We start from the raw sequence: 17,109 nt of genomic DNA on the forward strand, positions 1-17,109 counted from the left end.
GGGGCGAGCGCCTCGTTGTTTTGTCGCCAAGGGTCACGCTTCATCAAATGTCTTCACTAGGAGCAAAGTCGTGAGACCGCTTCTCCATTCCTCATCCGGATACTGATCGACCTCGCGATAGCCACGCTTGGCGTAAAACGCGCGAGAACGTGTATTGAAGGTATCGGTCTCAAGGCGCGCGGCGGTGTACCCAGCGCGGGCAATCTCATCTTCAGCCATATCCATCAGGCGAGCGCCAATACCCCTCCGGGCATGACTTGCGCGCACGTGAAGCGCATTGACGAAATCGGCGTCCCAATCGACGAAGCCCACAACCTCGTCGTCCGTCTCGGCCACCCAGAAAAGGGTCCCGCGCTCGGCGACATAGGCCGCTGGCCGGTTCTCACCCGGAAAAGCCCGCGCGGCGTCGGGCTTGAGCTGAGGAAGCCAAGTGCTCTCGTAGGTATCGTTAAGGATGGCGCAAAGCGCGCTCCCGTCGGTCTGACGCGCGCGACGAACCACCAGGCCGGACAAACTAGCCCCTACGGACCTTGGCGAGCAGCTGCTCCGCCACGCCGGGCGGCACGAACTTGCCGATGTCGCCGCCGAGGGTCGCGATTTCTTTCACCAGCCGTGAAGCAATCGCCTGGTGGCGCGGATCGGCCATCAGGAAGACTGTCTCGATCTCACGATCCAGCTGCTGGTTCATCGCCGTCATCTGGAATTCGTACTCAAAGTCGGCCACGGCCCGCAGGCCGCGCACGATCATCTGGGCGTTCACGTCACGGGCGAAGTGCATCAGCAGGCTGTCGAAGGGCCGCACCTCGATCTCGGCGATCTTCTTGAGATGCGCGGTCTCGCGCTCGAGGATCTCAACCCGCTCCTCCAGAGAGAACAGCGGGCCCTTGCCAATATTGATCGCGACGCCGATCACCAGCTTGTCGACCAGCTTCACGGCCCGCCCGATGATGTCGAGGTGACCGTTGGTGACCGGATCGAAGGTCCCCGGATAAAGCCCGACCCGCATGCAACCCCCTATTCTGGCTCCGAGGGTTACGGGGTCTCGTCCGCCCCGCTGTCCTCGCCCTGGTTGTCGTCCCCGCCGGAATCGGCGAGGCGCTCGACGCTGACGACGTGCTCGTCCTGCGCGGTGCGGAAGATGGTTACGCCCTGAGTATTCCGCGCCGCAACACGAATTTGCGAGACTGGCACCCGGATCAGCTGTCCCTGGTCGGTGACGAGAAGGATCTGGTCGCTCTCATCGATGGGGAACGAGCCCACCAGACGGCCGCCTCGCTTGCTCAGATCCTGCGCCGCAAGGCCCTGACCGCCACGACCCGTGCGACGGAAATCATAGGCGCTGGTCCGCTTGCCGAAGCCTTCCGACGAGACGGTCAGAAGGATTTCCTCGGCAGCGCCCAGCTCGGCGATGCGCTCGGGCGTCAGGGACGCTTCGCCGACCTCCTCATCGCCGTCATCCGCGGCGGTCGCGGTGTCTTCGCCCTCCTCGCCGTCGGCGGCGCGCAGCATGGCGCGCTGATGCTTGAGGTAGGCGGCGCGCTCAGCAGGTGTGGCGTCCACGCTGCGCAGCACGGCCATCGAGATGACCTGGTCGCCGTCCAGCAGCTTCACGCCACGCACGCCGGTCGAGTCGCGGCTGGCGAACACACGCACTTCATCGACCGAGAAGCGGATGCAGCGGCCGGCCGCCGTGGTCAGCAGCACGTCCTGGTCGGCGTTGCACACCGCCACGCCGACAATGCCATCCCCTTCGTCCAGTTTCATCGCGATCTTGCCGTTGCGGCGCACGTCCACGAAGTCGCTGAGCTTGTTGCGGCGGACGCTGCCCGAGCGGGTGGCGAACATCACATCCAGGCCGCCCCAGGTGGCCTCGTCCTCCGGCAGGGCCAGGATCGAGGTGATGGTCTCGCCCGGCTCGATCGGCAGCAGATTGACGAACGCCTTGCCGCGCGAATTGGCGACGCCCAGCGGCAGACGCCACACCTTCATCTTGTAGACCTTGCCGCCCGAGGTGAAGAACAGCAGCGGCGCATGGGTCGAGGCCGAGAACACGCGGGTGACGGCGTCCTCGTTCTTGGTCGCCATGCCCGACTTGCCCTTCCCGCCCCGGTGCTGGGTGCGGTAGTTGGCCAGCGGCGTGCGCTTGACGTAGCCGCCCATGGTGACGGTGATGACCATGTCCTCGCGGACGATCAGGTCTTCGTCTTCCATGTCGGCGTCGCCGTCGACGATCTGGCAGCGGCGCGGAATGGCGAACTTCTCGCGGACCTCGACCAGCTCCTCGCGGACCACGGCCATGATGTTGGCGCGGTCGGACAGCAGCTCCAGATAGCCGCGGATGGCGTCGGCCAGGGCCGCCGCCTCGTTACCGATCTCGTCACGGCCAAGGCCGGTCAGGCGCGAGAGGGTCAGGGCCAGGATGGCGCGGGCCTGCTCGTCGGTCAGGCGGATGAGGCCGCCGTCTTCCTGCACGGTGCGCGGGTCGGCGATCAGCTCGACCAGGGGCAGCATGTCACCGGCCGGCCAGGACTTGGCCACCAGGCGCTCGCGCGCCTCGGTCGGATCCTTGGACGAGCGGATGATGTGGATGAACTCGTCGATATTGGCGACGGCGATCGTCAGACCGACCAGCACGTGGCCGCGATCACGGGCCTTGCCCAGCTCGAACTTGGTCCGGCGGACGACGACTTCCTCGCGGAAGTCGACGAACAGCTGGATCAGCTGGTGCAGGCCCATCTGCTCCGGGCGCCCCCGGTTCAGGGCCAGCATGTTGACGCCGAACGAGCTCTGCAGCGCGGTGAAGCGATAGAGCTGGTTCAGGATCACCTCGCCCGAGGCGTCGCGCTTCAGCTCGACTACGATGCGCATGCCGTCGCGGTTGGACTCGTCGCGGATGTCGGCGACACCCTCGATCTTCTTGTCGCGCACCAGTTCGGCGATGTGCTCGACCAGATTGGCCTTGTTCACCTGATACGGGATCTCGGTGACGATGATCGCTTCGCGCCCCGCGCGCAGCTCTTCAACGCTAGCGACGCCGCGCATGATCACCGAGCCACGGCCGGTCAGCAGCGCCTGGCGCGGACCCGCGCGACCGATGATCTCGCCACCGGTCGGGAAATCGGGGCCGGGCACGAGATCAAGAAGTTGGTCGGTCGTCACGTCCGGCTGATCGATCAGCAGCAGACAGGCGTCGATGACCTCGCCCAGGTTATGGGGCGGGATATTGGTGGCCATGCCGACGGCGATGCCGCCCGCGCCGTTGACGAGTAGATTGGGAATCCGCGACGGCAGGACGGTCGGTTCCTGCTCCTTGCCATCGTAGTTGTCGGCGAAATCGACCGTGTCCTTGTCGAGATCAGCCAGCAGGGCCATGGCCGGCGGGGCCATCCGGCACTCGGTGTAGCGCATGGCCGCGGGCATATCGCCGTCGACCGAGCCGAAATTGCCCTGGCCGTCGATCAAAACCAGACCCATCGAGAACGACTGGGTCATCCGCACCAGGGTGAAGTAGATCGAGGCGTCGCCGTGCGGGTGATACTTACCCATCACGTCACCGACCACGCGGGCCGACTTGACGTAAGGCCGCTCGGGCGTCTGCCCTTGCTCATGCATCGAGAACAGCACCCGGCGGTGCACGGGCTTAAGACCGTCGCGCGCGTCCGGCAGGGCGCGGCTGACGATCACGCTCATCGCGTAATCCAGATACGAGCGGCGGAGTTCGTCCTCGATATTGATCGGGGCGATATCCCCGCGCGAACCGTCAGCGGGGATGGTGTTGTGATCGTCGCTCAAGGGAATTTTTCGCCGTCAGAATCGAACACGGAACTGTCTAAAACTGTTAGCATTCGGACAGGGAAGACGCCACCTTTCGGGGGGCTTCTCCCCACCGTTTCGCTTGAATCCGAAGGAAAAACGCATGATCCGTCTCTCCGCCGCCGCCGCGCTCGGCCTCGCCGCCGCCCTCGCCGCCTCCCCGGCCCTGGCGCAGACCAGCGCGACCGCCGTCGTCAAGGCGGGCGACGGCAAGGACGCCGGCGCGGTGACCGTCACCGAAGCCCCGCGCGGCGTGCTCCTCAAGCTCGAACTCAAGGGCCTGACGCCCGGCTGGCACGCGGTGCATTTCCACGAGAAGGGCGACTGCGGGACCCCGGACTTCAAGTCGGCGGGCGCGCACGTCCACACCGCCGCGACCACCGTCCACGGCCTGCTGAACCCCGACGCCAACGATAGCGGCGACTTGCCGAACATCTTCGCCGCAGCAGATGGCGCGGCGACGGCTGAAATCTACTCGCCGCTCGTTTCGCTGAAGGGCGCCGGCGGCCGCCCCGCCCTGCTGGATGCGGACGGCTCGTCGATCGTCGTTCACGCCAACCCCGACGATCACAAGACTCAGCCCATCGGCGGCGCCGGCGCGCGGGTGGCTTGCGGGGTGATCAAGTAGCCATCATGAGCCTCCTCCCATGGCGGTCCGCCCGCCATGGGAAAGGGCTCTAGGCCGTTTCCGCCAGCGCCTCTTCGGCCCGCGCGCGCTTTTCCGTCATGGCCACCAGCGCCACGCCGACCATCGTCGCCGCCCCGCCGATCAGCAGTTGCGGTGTAAGCTTGTCGCCCAGGAAAGCGACGCCGAGCGTGCAGGACACCAGAGGCGTCAGCAGAAAGTACGGCGTCACCCGGCCCGCCTCGCGCCGCTGGACCAGCCAGAAGAGCAGCGCGCTGGCGCCGATCGTTGAGACCACCCCCGCGAAGATCACGCACGCCCAGGCGATCGGCGGCGCGGTCATGATCCGTTCTACGACCTGGGTCTCGAACGCGAACGACATCGCCAGAAGGCTCGGCGCGGCGAACAGCGCCGTGACCGCCTGCACCTTCAGGGGTTTCGCGCCCGGCGTCATACGGACCAGAATCGTCGCCACCGCCCAGCAGGCGCTGGCCAGCACGATCAGGACAATCGCAGGCAGATCACCGGAGGTGTGGGGATCCAGGGTCATCCAGGCGACCCCGACGAAGGCGACGATCAGGCCCAGAACCGCCGGCAGCCGCATGGTCTCGCCGAGCAGTTTCCAGGCGACCAGGGCCGTGAACGGGATCCAGAGTTGGCTGGCCACCACCAGGGGGCTCAGCGACTGGCCCATGCCGAACCCGACATAGACGAGACCGAAGTGGATCGGGCCGGTCAGCAGCACGATCGCCGCCAGTTTCTTGGGCTCGGGGAACGGCGGACGAATGAACGGAAACAGAAAGACCAGCGCGGCCAGGAAACGCAGACCGCCGACGGTCATGGGCGGCAAATAGGCGGTCGCGACCTTGGCGGCGGCGTTGTTGATCCCCCAGGTCATGATGATCGCGAAGATCGCCAGATACTCCAGGACCGAGAGCGGGGATGACTTGCCGGACATGGCCACGCTTGGACCAGACCCGGCGAGCCCGGTCAATCGACGCCGACAACCTGTCGCACCGCCGAGGTGAGCCGCGAAAGATCCTCGTCTGGCGTCGTGAAGGCCGGCGTCAGATAGACCACCTTGCCCATCGGCCGGATCCAGACGCCCAGGGCGGCGAACCGCGCACAGAGATCCGATACAGGCACGGGCGCCTCGAACTCGACGACGCCGATCGCGCCCAAGGTGCGGACATCGACCACGCCCTCGCCGGCGCGACAGGGCTCAAGCCCTTCGGCCAACGCCGCCGACACGCGCGCGACGTTGCGCGCCCAGGCGCCATCCTCGAACAGATCCAGCGAGGCGTTGGCGGCGGCGCAGGCCAGCGGATTGGCCATGTAGGTGGGGCCGTGCATCAGGGCCGCGCCCGGATCATCCGACCAGAAGGCCTCGAACACATGCCGGCGGGCGACCGCCGCCGACAGCGGCAAGGTTCCGCCGGTCAGCGCCTTGGACAGGGTGACGATATCCGGCTCGACGCCCGCCGCCTGCATGGCGAACAAGGATCCCGTCCGGCCAAAGCCTGTGAAGATCTCATCGAAGATCAGCAGCACGCCGTGCTTGTCGGCCAGGCGGCGAAGGGTCCGCAGCACCTCAGGCGGGTGCGGAAGCATCCCGCCTGCGCCCTGGATCAGAGGCTCCACCAGCATGGCGGCGATCTCGTGTCCGCGCGCGGCGAGCAGAGCATCGAGCGCCGCTTCGGACGCAGGGTCCCGGGGCAGGTCGGCGATCACCTGAGCGGGCATCACGCCGGCGAACAGGCTGTGCATCCCTTCCTCGGGATCGCAGACCGTCATCGTCGCCAGGGTGTCGCCGTGGTAGCCGCCCCGGAAAGCCAGGAACCGTGTACGACCGCCCACGCCCCGATTGATCTGGTGCTGCAGCGCCATCTTCATCGCGATCTCGACCGCGACCGAGCCGCTTTCGGCGAAGAAGACATGGTCCAGATCACCCGGCAGCAGGCGGGCCAGCCGCTTGGCGAGGCGATAGGCGGGTTCATGCGCCAGACCACCGAACATGACATGCGGCATGGTCTCGATCTGCTTGCGCAGCGCGCCAGCAATATGGGGGTGGTTGTAGCCGTGACAGGCCGTCCACCAGGACGCCAGACCGTCGACCAGTTCACGCCCGTCCTCAAGGATCAGGCGGGCGCCGCGCGTGGCGACGACCGGCAGTGGAGGCCTGGCGGTCTTCATCTGGCAGTACGGGCGCCAGACGTGCGGTGCGCCTTCGGTTAGCCAGCGAGGATCGGACATGTCGCTTTCCGTTTGCGGACTCGGGGCGCCTTGCCTATCCCCCGGCTCGATCCTCGGAAAGGAAAATGACATGCGGAGCCTCGACGCCTTCGCCGGCCAAAAGCTGGCGGCTCTCGACGCCCAGAGCCTCAGGCGGCGCCTGTCCCCGACCCGTCGCCACGACGGCGCGGTGGTCGAACGCAACGGCAAGCGGATGATCTCGTTCTCCTGCAACGACTATCTGAACCTGTCGCAGCACCATCTAGTGCGGGCTGCGGCGGCTGAAGCGGCGTTGAACTACGGCGCCGGCGCGGCGGCCTCGCGTCTCGTCACCGGCGATCATCCGCTGCTCTCCGACCTCGAAAAGCGGCTGGCGCGCTTGAAGGGAACCGAAGCCGCCTGTGTCTTCGGCTCCGGCTACCTGGCCAACACCGGGGTGATCCCGACCCTGGTCGGCCCCGGCGACGTCATCCTCATCGACGCTTTGGCCCACGCCTGCATCTGGGCGGGCGCGCAGCTGTCGGGCGCCAAGGTCGTCAAGTTCGCACACAACGATCCGGCCGATCTCGAGCGGCTTCTGCTCGCCGAGCGCGGCGCGGCCCGCCACGCCCTGGTGGCCACGGACGGCGTCTTTTCAATGGACGGCGACATCGCGCCGCTGGACGCTTTGTCGGAGCTTTGCCAGCGCCATGACGCCTGGCTGCTCAGTGACGACGCGCACGGCGTTGGCGTCCTCGCTGAGGGACGCGGCTCGGGCGCGCTCTTCCCGACCGCCAAGATCCCCCTGCAGATGGGCACATTGTCGAAGGCGCTGGGATCGTATGGCGGCTATCTGTGCGGCTCTCAGGCGGTGGTCGACCTTCTGAAGACCCGCGCCCGAACCCTGGTCTATGCGACCGGCCTGCCCCCCGCCTCCGCTGCGGCGGCGCTGGCTTCGCTGGACCTGATTGCGGCCAACCCGACGATGACCGAAGTCCCGCTGGCCAAGGCGCGGCTGTTCACGCGCCGTCTGGGCCTGCCCGAGGCCTGCAGCCCCATCGTTCCTGTGGTGCTGGGATCGGCGGAAAGCGCCCTCGCCGCCTCTACGGAATTGCAGAACCAGGGCTTCCTCGTCGTCGCGATCCGCCCGCCGACAGTTCCAGACGGCACGGCGCGCCTGCGGATCGCATTCAGCGCCGCCCATGAAGACGCCGATATCATCCGACTGGCCGACGCCATCGCCAAGCTCCGGGAGACCGCCTCGTGAAATCGCTCTTTGTCGCCGGTACGGGAACCGACCTTGGCAAGACCCATGTCGCTTGCGCCCTTCTGGAGGCTGCGCGCGCGGGGGGCCTGAGTGTTGACGCCTTCAAGCCCGTGGTCAGCGGCTTTGATCCGGACGCGCCAGACGACAGCGACCCCGCCCGGCTGGCCCGCGCCCTGGGCCGCCCGGAAGCCTGGACAGACGTTTCGCCGCGTCGCTACCGCGCGCCTTTGGCGCCGAACATCGCCGCGCGGCTGGAAGGCGACACCCTCCAGATGGACGACCTCATCACCGATTGTCGCGAGTGGCTGATCGGGCGCGATGTCGGTCTGGCCCTGATCGAAGGCGCAGGCGGGGTGATGTCGCCCATGACCGACGAGGCGACCAATCTGGACCTGATGGTCGCGCTTGGACTGCCGGTCCTGCTGGTGGCGGGCAGCTATCTGGGCACGGCCAGTCACCTCCTCACGGCGCTGGAGGTCTTGCGCGCGCGAGGCCTGTCCATCGCGGCGATCGTGGTCAGCGAAAGCCTGGACGCGCCGGACCTGGATCAGACCCTGGGCCTGCTGCGCGCGTTCGAACACCAGGCGACGATCCTGAGCGCGCCCCGCGCCGGAACCTGGGACGCAGGGTCGCTGGTCGATCTGCTTATGGCCTAGCCGTCCTTCTCGAGGCGAGCCACCAGGCTGGAGGTATCCCAGCGGTTCCCGCCCATAGCCTGGACCTCGGCGTAGAACTGGTCGATCAGAGCCGTGGCCGGCAGTTTCGCGCCATTGGTTCGCGCCTCGTCCAGGGCGATGCCGAGATCCTTGCGCATCCAGTCGACCGCGAAGCCGAAGTCGAACTTGCCCTGCGCCATGGTCGGCCAGCGGTTCTCCATCTGCCACGACTGGGCCGCGCCCTTCGAGATCGCCGCCAGCACATCGTCGGTCGGGAGGCCTGCGCGCTTGGCGAAATGCAGCGCCTCGGCGACGCCCTGGACGACGCCGGCGATGGCGATCTGGTTGCACATCTTGGTTAGCTGGCCCGCGCCCACCTCGCCCATGCGCCGCACGGCCTTGGCGTACACCTCGATCACAGGCAGCACCCGGTCATAGGCCGCCTGGTCGCCGCCGGCCATGATGGTCAGCTGGCCGCTCTCGGCGCCGGCTTGGCCGCCGGAGACGGGCGCGTCGACGAAGGCTCTCCCGCTCTGGGCGGCGAGCGCCGCCATCTCGCGAGCCACCTTGGCCGAGGTGGTCGTATGGTCGACGATCACGCCGCCCTCGCCCATGGCCGGCAGGACCTGCGCTACGAGGTCGCGGACATCGTCGTCGTTGCCGACGCACAGCAGCACCACCTCGGCGCCGGCTACGGCCTCAGCGATGGTCTCGAAAGCCGCTCCGCCATGCTTTTCAGCCCAGCGACGGGCCTTTTCGGGGGAGCGATTGTAAACGGCGACCTCATGGCCTGCGGCCTTCAGGTGACCGGCCATCGGGAAGCCCATCACGCCCATGCCGATAAACGCCGTCTTCATGCCGCTGCTCCTAAAAAGAAGGCTGGGATTACGCGCGCCATGACCATTCCGGCAACCCCATCTTAACGACCTTTGGGCAGGTTGCGGACTTAAGGTTAAGCAGGCTTAAGCACGATGGCGGTCAACAGCGAACAGCCGATCATCATCAAGAAGGTCAAGAAGGGCGGCGGTCATGGTCACCATGGCGGCGCCTGGAAGGTGGCCTATGCCGACTTCGTGACGGCGATGATGGCGTTCTTCCTGTTGATGTGGCTGCTGAACACGACCAGCCCCGAGCAAAAGCAGGGCATCGCTGACTACTTCGCGCCGGCCTCGATCTCGTCCACCACCAGCGGCTCCGGCGGCATCCTGGGCGGCACGTCGCTGGGCGATGACGGCGCCAAGGCCGACGGCAAGCTGTCGGTCGTCCAGCAGATGGCCCCCGAGGCCCAGGACGTCACCAAGGAAGCCCAGAGCAGCGAAACGGCCAATCTGGACTCGGCCAGCGAGCAGGCCCTTCGCGACGCCCTGGCCAAGAAGGAGCAGGACAGCTTCGCCTCTGCGGCCCAGTCCTTGCGCCAGTCGCTGCAAGACATGCCGGAACTGGCCGAACTCTCGAAGCAGATCCTGATCGATCAGACGCCCGAAGGCCTGCGCATCCAGCTCGTCGATCAGGAAGGTCGCTCGATGTTCAAGGAGAACTCGCGCGAGCCTAATGACCGGGCCCGGGTGCTGCTTCGCGCGGTCGCCAAGGTGATCAACCAGCTTCCGAACCGCGTGACCATTTCCGGCCACACCAGCGCCAACGCCTTCGGCAAGAAGCAGGACGGCGACTGGGCGCTCTCGGCCCAGCGCGCCGACGCGTCGCGGCAGGTGCTCCGCAGCGCCGGCGTCGACGATGACCGCGTCTATCAGGTGTCGGGCAAGGCCAACTCCGAACCACTCTACGCCGACGACCCGACCCTGGCGGGCAACCGGCGGATTTCCATCGTCCTGCTTCGAGAAAAGCCCGTACTGCCTGACGGCCTGTGACCGTTCTCCGCGCGTGGCCTCTTGTGGAGCTTGCGCAACGAAACGGTATGCCGCCTAATCTCGTTCAAGGTGACAGAGCGCTGAAAGGGACTGGCTAGACGTGACGCAGCATTTTCCGACGCGACAGCTTCGGTTCTTTCTGACGGCGCCCACGCCTTGCCCGTACCTGCCCGGTCGCGAGGAGCGGAAGGTCTTCGCCCACCTGCCGCTGTCCGACGGCCCCATCGTCAATGACAGCCTGACCCAGGTCGGCTTTCGCCGCTCCCAGAACATCGCTTATCGCCCCGCCTGCGAGACATGCCGTGCATGTCAGTCCGCTCGCGCGCCGGCGACGGAGTACATCCTGTCGCGCTCCGAGCGAAAGATCCTCGGCCGCAACGATGATCTGGAACGTCACCTGGTCGAAGCAGAAGCGACGCTGGAGCAGTTCGAGCTGCTGCGCCGCTATCTGCTGACCCGCCACGCCGATGGCGGCATGGCCGAGATGACCTGGCCAGACTATGTGGCGATGGTCGAGGACACGGCGGTGCGTACGCACCTGATCGAGTATCGCCGCAAGTCACTCGACCGAGGCCCCGGCGATCTCGTGGCCTGCGTCCTGGTCGACGTGCTCGCTGACGGCCTGTCGCTGGTCTACAGCTTCTATGAGCCGGACCAGCCACGTCGCAGCCTCGGCTCATTCATCATTCTGGATCACATCGTGCAGGCGCAGCAGAACGCCCTGCCCTATGTCTATCTCGGCTATTGGGTACCTGGCAGCGAGAAGATGGCCTACAAGGCGCGCTTCTCGCCGCTGGAGATCCTCAAGCCCGGCGGCTGGTCGCTGATGTCGGCCCGCGAGCGCGGCGCGCGGCCGCCGCGTGGGCCTGGCGCTCTCAAGGACGCCTGCGACCTGCCGCTCAGCGACGCCCAGCCGGCGGACATAGAAGACCTGGATTAGACGCTCCCCGCTCGGGAAGAACGGGGAGCGTCTGACCGATCACCGCGCGAAGCTGACGCCGCCGTCGACGGTTACCGCACCGCCCATCACATAGTCACCGGCGCGCGAGGCCAGATAGATGGCCGCGCCCGCCATGTCCTCGGCCTCGCCGATGCGGCCGGCGGGGATCATCTTGGCCACGGCGTCGGCGTGGTCGCGGGCGACCTTGTTCATGTCCGAGGCGAAGGCGCCCGGCGCGATGCAGCTGACGGCGATGTTCTCCGGCGCCAGACGCAGGGCCATCCGCTTGGTCATGTGCAGCAGGCCGGCCTTGGAGGCGCCATAGGGATAGGTCTCGTCCTTGGTCACCGACTGGCCGTCGATCGACGCGATGTTGATCACCTTGGCGACACGGTCCTTGGCCGCCGCGCGCAGTTCGCCGATCAGGGCCTGGGTCAGGAAGAACGGCGTCTTCATGTTCAGGTCGACGGTCTTGTCCCAGCCGCTCTCGGGGAACTCGTCAAAGCCCGCGCCCCAGGCGGCGCCGGCGTTGTTGACCAGGATGTCGAGCTTGGGCTCGCGCTCCTTGATGCGGGCCGCCAGGCCCTGGATACCTTCCATGGTCGAGACATCGCCCGGCAGCGAGACGCATTCGCCGTACTGGCTCAGTTCCTCGGCGGCGGCGTCACAGGCGGCGGCCTTGCGGGCGGTGATGTAGACGCGCTTAGCGCCGTGGGTCAGGAAGCCCTTGACGATCATCGCGCCGATACCGCGCGAGCCGCCGGTGACCAGGGCCACGCGGCCCTCAAGCGAAAACAGGTTCTGCATAGTCTTCGTCCTCTAGAAGCCGCGAGCGGCGGCCAGGGCGCCGAGACGCCCGGTGATCTGGTGAAACTGGGCGACCGTCTCGTCGATGATGTCGTGGGCGGACTTCACCTCGTTGATCAGACCCACGGTCTGACCGGCCAGGGCCGGCGCGGCCTCCATGTCGCCGCCGAAATAGACGCCGAGAATGTTCTTCAGAACGTCGGGCGGCATGACGCCCGCGTCGTGGATTTCCTTGGTCAGCTCAGACTTGATGGCCCGGATGCAGGGGCTGGCCTTCTTGTTCAGAACCCAGGTGCCCGTCTCCTTGGCCCCGGTGATGGCGGCCTTGTAGTTGGCGTGGACGGGGCTCTCGGCCGAGCTGACGAAGCGGGTGCCCATCTGCACGGCCTCGGCGCCCAGGGCGAAGGCGGCGGCCATGCCGCGCCCGTCGCAGATGCCGCCCGCGGCGACCAGCGGCACCTCGACCTTCTCACGGATGGCCTGCAGAAGGACCAGCGTCGAGACCTCCTCGGGGTTCTTAAACCCGCCGCCCTCGGCGCCTTCGACCACCAGGCCATCGACGCCGGCCTCCACGCATTTGACCGCCGCATCGACGGTCGGCACGGCGTGATAGACGACGATGCCGGCGTCCTTCAGCGGGCCGATGAACTTGGCCGGACTGCCGGCCGAGGTGGTCACGAACTTGACCCCGCTCTCGCAGACGAACCGCAGCATGGCGTCGTCGCGCAGGAACATGATCGGCAGGTTCACCCCGAACGGCAGGCCGCTCTGGGCCATCTTGGTGATCTCGGCCTTGCAGTTCTCGGTTTCGCCCGACGAGGTCTCGATAATCCCGAGGCCTCCGGCGCGGGAGACGGCGCTGGCCAGTTGATAGCGGGCGATCCAGCCCATCGGGGCCTGGATGATCGGATATTTCGCCCCGGTATGGGCAAGCACGCGGTTGGTCATGATCGGCCTCAGGGGATGAGCAGCACGCGGCCGACGGCCTGGCGGCTTTCGATATAGGCGTGGGCGGCGGCGGCTTGCGACAGCGGGAAGGTGCGGTCGATGACGACCTCAAGCTCGCCGCGCGCGGCCTTCTCGATCAGGTCCTGGATCATATCGTGGACGCGATCGGTCATGATCTCGGCGCCCAGGAACACGCCGGTGAGGCTGCGATTGCCGCCCATCAGTGAGCCGACATCGACCTTCATGGGCTCGCGGCCGGCGTTGCCGACCAGCGAGACGCGGCCGCGATAGCCCAGCGCCGCGAGACTGCCGGGCAGCGTCGCGCCGCCGACGGGGTCAACGACCAGATCGACGCCCTTGCCGCCGGTCAGCTTCATGACCTGTTCGACCAGATCATCGCGCCGATAGTTGATCCCGTGATCCATGCCGAACGGCTTCAGGCGCTCCAGACGCTCGTCGCTGGAGGCCGAGGCCAGAACCGTCGCACCGGCCTGCTTGGCCAGTTGAATGGCGGCAAGGCCCACGGCGCCGGCCCCGGCCTGCACCAGAACCGTCTCGCCGGCCTTCAGGCGCCCCGCGCCGAACAGGCACTCATGCGCCGTACCGAACGGCACCGGGATGGCCGCGGCCTTGTGGAGATCAAAGCCCTCGGGGATCGGCCAGGCGTTACGCGCCGGCACGGAGCGCAGTTCGGCATGCGAGCCGAAGGCGTTCACGGTCACGACCTTCTGGCCGACCTTCAGGTGCGAGACCTCGGCGCCGACTTCGATGATCTCGCCGGCCGCCTGGTAGCCGACAATGTGCGGGACGCCCGCCATCTGGCCGCCGCCGCGATTGAGCGTGTCGCCGCCCTCGATGCTGACGGCCTCGACGCGGATGACGACGCCTTGCGCGTGGCAGACCGGATCGGCGGCATCCTCATAGCGCAGGACGTCCGGAGCGCCGGTTTCATAATAGACAGCCGCCTTCATGGGGCGATCCTCCCTGAACAGTTTGCAGCTTTGGCCGCTATTTCTTCGGATCGATCAGCGCGTCGTAGACGAGCTTGGCGCTGTCGTCGTCGATGTCCTTGATCGCCGGATCGCCGGCCTTGTTGAGGATGTGGATCATGCCCAGGAAGAACAGGTCGTTCTTCGGGTCGATCCAGAACCAGGTGCCGGCCGCCCCGCCCCAGCTGTAGGTCCCCTCGCCTTGCGGCCCGGCCTTGGCGCTGTCGAGCACGATGGCGAAGTCGAGACCGAAGCCGCGACCGCGCGCCGTGTTAAACGGCGGTTCGCTAGAAGTCATGATCGCATCGCTCAGCGCGTTGGTGCGCATCAACGTCACGGTCTCGGGCTTAAGAATGCGGGCGCCTTCCAGCTCGCCGCCGTTCAGCAGCATCTGGGCGAAACGCGCGTAGTCGGCATTGGTCGAGACCAGACCGCCGCCGCCCGAGGCCATGGCCGGCGGCTTGGTGATGTCGAGCACCATGTAGCCGTCCGCCGGGACCAGCTTGTTGACCTTCGGGCTCCAAACGTAGAGCGACGCCAGGCGGTCCGCCTTCTCGGCGGGAAGCCAGAAGCCGGTGTCCTTCATCTTCAGCGGGTCGAAGATACGGCTCTTCATGAAGTCGCCCAGCGACAGGCCGGTCAGCTTCTCAACGATCAGGCCCTGGATATCGACGGCGATGCTGTACTTCCAGCGCTTGCCGGGCTGGTCCACCAGGGGAATCTCGGCGATCGCCTTGACGAAGTCAGCCCGCGAGCGCGCGCCCAGCACCTTGTCGGCATAGGCCTTGTCGAGCGGGTTATCGGGCGTGAGGCCGTAGGCGAAGCCCGCCGAATGGCTCATCAGCTCGCGCATCGTCGGCGGGCGCTCGGCCGGGACCGTGTCAAACGATCCGTCGGCGTTGACGCCCTTCAGAACACGAAGATTGGCGAACTCGGGGATGAACTTGCTGACCGGGTCATCCAGCGTCCACTTGCCCTCTTCAAAGAGGATCATCATGGCCACGCCGGTGACCGGCTTGGTCTGAGAATAGATCCGGAAGACCGTGTCCTTGGTCATCGGCGGGCCGTCGAAGCCCTTCTTGCCATGAACCTGGAAGTTCACGACCTTGCCGTGGCGCATCAGCATGGTGGTCACGCCCGGCAGGTGACCCTTGTCGACGAGGCCCTGCATGTGGGCGTCGAGCTTCTTCAGCCCCTCGGCCGAGAAGCCGACGCTTTCGGGCGCAGCCGCGACAATGGCGGGCGCCTTGGTCTCCGCCCAGGCCGCCGGCGCTCCACTCGCCAGCAGCATCGCGACCGCACTGGCCGCCACCCATTTCCGGAACGCCAACCCTACCTCCCAAACAATTGTTTGAGAGACCTTAGAGCTTGGCTCCAAACCTTGGAACCCGTTTTTCGCGCGATCCTCACCCAGAGTCCGACCCGCAAGGTGAAGGTTATTTCATGTGAAGCTGGGTTGCCTGGACGCGAGGTATGTATATTTTTTACTGCACGAGGGATTACGAAATAGACAGGTTTCAGCCAGCCATGGCCACGCTCGACCATCTCACAACGCTCTACCGGAACGTCACACGGCTCCCCGGAAAAGATCCTCTCCCCCCATCGGCGGATGCGCAGCTCTCCATCATGGCGAATGGGATCGATGCGGGCCGCAACGGTCAGGTCGCCGATCCCTGGTCATACGCCTCGGCGGTCCAATGGATCTACGACAGCGCGAGGACGACGACCCAAGTCGCGGCCCTGTCGTATGGTTTCCTCGCCGACATCACCTTGGGCCGCGCGGGTCTGGACTATCTGGTGTCTCCAGCGGGCGGCAATCCCAACAACCTCAACAGCGCCTACTACGCCAACTTCAACCTGGAGAACCGCTACATCAACTTCGCGGTCAACCTCGTGAAGCACGGCGAGGCCAAGCAGAACTTCATCGACGCCTACGGCGCGTCGGGAACCGCCTACGACACCTTCCGCAAGGCGTACGCCAAGCTCTTCGGGGTCGAAAAGTCGATTGACGACGTGATCCATATCCTGGCCGAAGAGATCACGAACGGCCGTGGCGGCGCCTATACGCGCGGAGAGTACTCTGCCGAACTTGGCGGCGACGGCGGCAATGGCCTCGGCACGCGGGCGGCGATGGTCGGCTGGCTGATGGCCGAAGCGATCAAGGCCAACAAGGGCCCCTATGTCGAGGCTGCGCACGCCTATCTCGCCGACATCGGGATCGACGGAACGGCCTCGCCGCTCTCGGTGTTCATCTCGGCCTATGGGCCCGGCGGCGACTACGCCAAGGGCGGCGCTTCAGATCCGGGCTTGCCCGGCGAACGCGCCAGTTACGCCCATGACTGGAACGTGGATGTTTCCAAGAGGGAGGGCCAGGACGTCCATGTGCTGGCCACGGAGGGCAACGACATCCTCAAGCCGATCGTGGCCGACAAGGGCGGGCTGGACGCCGGGCGCTACATCCGCACCGGCGGCGGCAATGACATCGTCCATGCCGACAATGGTCCGATGCGCGGTCAAATCGACACCGGAACCGGCAACGACATCATCTTTGTCGAGCAATTCGACGGTCGGATCACCACCGGCGATGGCTATGACTCCGTGGATGTCGGGTCCTTCGCGGGCGTCCATATGGCAAGCGGCAAGGTCTCCGACATCGCCGTCATCGAAGACTTCCAGAAAGGCCGTGACCTGCTCAGCTTCGCGGGCGTCGTCGGACCGGGCGAGAAGAAGCAGCTCTTTTTCATCACCACGGCCACCTTCGACGACGCCCTGACGGCCTATGCCGGCATGACCGCCGCGAACAGCAACACCGTCTTCGAATGGAACGGCGACACTTACGTCTTCCATCAGAACAGCGTGGCGGGCCTGGATGCGGGCGATGGTCTGATCAAGCTGTCCGGCGTCACGGGCCTTTCGGTCGGACGCGCCAACGGCGCCGGCGACATCCTCTTCGCGGCCTAGAACTTCAGCCCTTCCAGGTCGCGC

15 protein-coding genes and 1 pseudogene are annotated in these 17,109 nt (G+C 66.3%); 6 read left to right on the forward strand and 10 right to left on the reverse strand.

What is annotated here, in order from left to right; translation table 11 throughout:
- Window positions 1-33: 33 nt before the first annotated feature.
- From CVUC_RS13960 to gyrA, 3 genes are read right to left on the reverse strand one after another with little or no spacing between them, the layout of a single operon-like run.
- Window positions 34-513, reverse strand: coding sequence for a GNAT family N-acetyltransferase (locus CVUC_RS13960; protein WP_096033185.1), 480 nt, complete (start codon window positions 511-513; stop codon window positions 34-36).
- 1 nt (window position 514) lies between these two features.
- Complete coding sequence (gene coaD / locus CVUC_RS13965) at window positions 515-1,006, reverse strand: pantetheine-phosphate adenylyltransferase (RefSeq protein ID WP_096033184.1); 492 nt, start codon at window positions 1,004-1,006, stop codon at window positions 515-517.
- A 26-nt stretch (window positions 1,007-1,032) separates the two neighbouring features.
- On the reverse strand, window positions 1,033-3,792 hold the full coding sequence (gene gyrA / locus CVUC_RS13970; RefSeq protein WP_010919454.1) for a DNA gyrase subunit A: 2,760 nt from the start codon (window positions 3,790-3,792) through the stop codon (window positions 1,033-1,035).
- Between the two features lie 124 nt (window positions 3,793-3,916).
- Between gyrA and sodC the strand changes: the two genes are divergently transcribed.
- Window positions 3,917-4,441 carry a superoxide dismutase[Cu-Zn] gene (gene sodC / locus CVUC_RS13975; RefSeq protein WP_096033183.1) on the forward strand — a complete coding sequence of 175 codons (525 nt, stop codon included), beginning with the start codon at window positions 3,917-3,919 and terminating at the stop codon, window positions 4,439-4,441.
- A gap of 49 nt (window positions 4,442-4,490) precedes the next feature.
- Here sodC and CVUC_RS13980 read toward each other — a convergent pair whose 3' ends face one another.
- Window positions 4,491-5,432, reverse strand: coding sequence for a DMT family transporter (locus CVUC_RS13980; RefSeq protein ID WP_164468119.1), 942 nt, complete (start codon window positions 5,430-5,432; stop codon window positions 4,491-4,493).
- Entirely contained in the window at window positions 5,429-6,691 is a 1,263-nt protein-coding gene (locus CVUC_RS13985; RefSeq protein WP_096033181.1) for an adenosylmethionine--8-amino-7-oxononanoate transaminase, read from the reverse strand. The genes CVUC_RS13980 and CVUC_RS13985 overlap by 4 nt, the downstream gene beginning before the upstream one ends.
- A 70-nt stretch (window positions 6,692-6,761) precedes the next feature.
- Here CVUC_RS13985 and bioF point away from each other — a divergent pair, with 70 nt between their 5' ends.
- Both bioF and bioD read left to right on the forward strand, forming a co-directional pair.
- Entirely contained in the window at window positions 6,762-7,916 is a 1,155-nt protein-coding gene (gene bioF / locus CVUC_RS13990; RefSeq protein WP_096033180.1) for an 8-amino-7-oxononanoate synthase, read from the forward strand.
- Complete coding sequence (gene bioD / locus CVUC_RS13995; RefSeq protein ID WP_096033179.1) at window positions 7,913-8,572, forward strand: dethiobiotin synthase; 660 nt, start codon at window positions 7,913-7,915, stop codon at window positions 8,570-8,572. The genes bioF and bioD overlap by 4 nt, the downstream gene beginning before the upstream one ends.
- Here the strand turns inward: bioD and CVUC_RS14000 are convergent.
- Window positions 8,569-9,453, reverse strand: a pseudogene (locus CVUC_RS14000) (NAD(P)-dependent oxidoreductase); the annotation flags it as partial. The gene bioD and the pseudogene CVUC_RS14000 overlap by 4 nt on opposite strands.
- Window positions 9,454-9,543: 90 nt before the next feature.
- Here CVUC_RS14000 and CVUC_RS14005 point away from each other — a divergent pair.
- A complete protein-coding gene (locus CVUC_RS14005; RefSeq protein ID WP_010919447.1) occupies window positions 9,544-10,440 on the forward strand; it encodes a flagellar motor protein MotB in 897 nt (298 codons plus the stop codon).
- A 100-nt stretch (window positions 10,441-10,540) separates the two neighbouring features.
- The gene (locus tag CVUC_RS14010; RefSeq protein ID WP_010919446.1) at window positions 10,541-11,380 is read left to right on the forward strand and encodes an arginyltransferase; all 840 of its coding nucleotides are present in this window, start codon (window positions 10,541-10,543) and stop codon (window positions 11,378-11,380) included.
- 39 nt (window positions 11,381-11,419) lie between these two features.
- Here the strand turns inward: CVUC_RS14010 and CVUC_RS14015 are convergent, their stop codons facing one another.
- The 4 genes from CVUC_RS14015 to CVUC_RS14030 are packed head-to-tail and all read right to left on the reverse strand — an operon-like array spanning window position 11,420 to window position 15,454.
- Entirely contained in the window at window positions 11,420-12,187 is a 768-nt protein-coding gene (locus tag CVUC_RS14015; RefSeq protein WP_010919445.1) for an SDR family oxidoreductase, read from the reverse strand.
- 12 nt (window positions 12,188-12,199) lie between these two features.
- Window positions 12,200-13,135 carry an NAD(P)H-dependent flavin oxidoreductase gene (locus tag CVUC_RS14020; protein WP_096033177.1) on the reverse strand — a complete coding sequence of 312 codons (936 nt, stop codon included), beginning with the start codon at window positions 13,133-13,135 and terminating at the stop codon, window positions 12,200-12,202.
- Between the two features lie 8 nt (window positions 13,136-13,143).
- Window positions 13,144-14,106 (reverse strand): quinone oxidoreductase family protein, encoded by a 963-nt coding sequence (locus CVUC_RS14025; protein ID WP_010919443.1) that lies wholly within the window; start codon window positions 14,104-14,106, stop codon window positions 13,144-13,146.
- Between the two features lie 37 nt (window positions 14,107-14,143).
- Window positions 14,144-15,454, reverse strand: coding sequence for a serine hydrolase domain-containing protein (locus CVUC_RS14030; RefSeq protein WP_096033176.1), 1,311 nt, complete (start codon window positions 15,452-15,454; stop codon window positions 14,144-14,146).
- A gap of 296 nt (window positions 15,455-15,750) precedes the next feature.
- Between CVUC_RS14030 and CVUC_RS14035 the strand changes: the two genes are divergently transcribed.
- Complete coding sequence (locus CVUC_RS14035; protein WP_096033175.1) at window positions 15,751-17,085, forward strand: hypothetical protein; 1,335 nt, start codon at window positions 15,751-15,753, stop codon at window positions 17,083-17,085.
- The last annotated feature ends 24 nt before the right edge of the window (window positions 17,086-17,109 follow it).

It is taken from the genome of Caulobacter vibrioides, from assembly GCF_002858865.1.
Classification (GTDB): Bacteria; Pseudomonadota; Alphaproteobacteria; order Caulobacterales; family Caulobacteraceae; genus Caulobacter; species Caulobacter vibrioides.

Coding starts and splice junctions, on each gene's coding strand:
- coaD (WP_096033184.1), bottom strand. CDS start 1,006: ATGCGGGTCGGGCTTTATCCGGGGACCTTCGATCCGGTCACCAACGGT.
- sodC (WP_096033183.1), top strand. CDS start 3,917: ATGATCCGTCTCTCCGCCGCCGCCGCGCTCGGCCTCGCCGCCGCCCTC.
- CVUC_RS13985 (WP_096033181.1), bottom strand. CDS start 6,691: ATGTCCGATCCTCGCTGGCTAACCGAAGGCGCACCGCACGTCTGGCGC.
- bioF (WP_096033180.1), top strand. CDS start 6,762: ATGCGGAGCCTCGACGCCTTCGCCGGCCAAAAGCTGGCGGCTCTCGAC.
- CVUC_RS14005 (WP_010919447.1), top strand. CDS start 9,544: ATGGCGGTCAACAGCGAACAGCCGATCATCATCAAGAAGGTCAAGAAG.
- CVUC_RS14015 (WP_010919445.1), bottom strand. CDS start 12,187: ATGCAGAACCTGTTTTCGCTTGAGGGCCGCGTGGCCCTGGTCACCGGC.
- CVUC_RS14020 (WP_096033177.1), bottom strand. CDS start 13,135: ATGACCAACCGCGTGCTTGCCCATACCGGGGCGAAATATCCGATCATC.
- CVUC_RS14025 (WP_010919443.1), bottom strand. CDS start 14,106: ATGAAGGCGGCTGTCTATTATGAAACCGGCGCTCCGGACGTCCTGCGC.
- CVUC_RS14035 (WP_096033175.1), top strand. CDS start 15,751: ATGGCGAATGGGATCGATGCGGGCCGCAACGGTCAGGTCGCCGATCCC.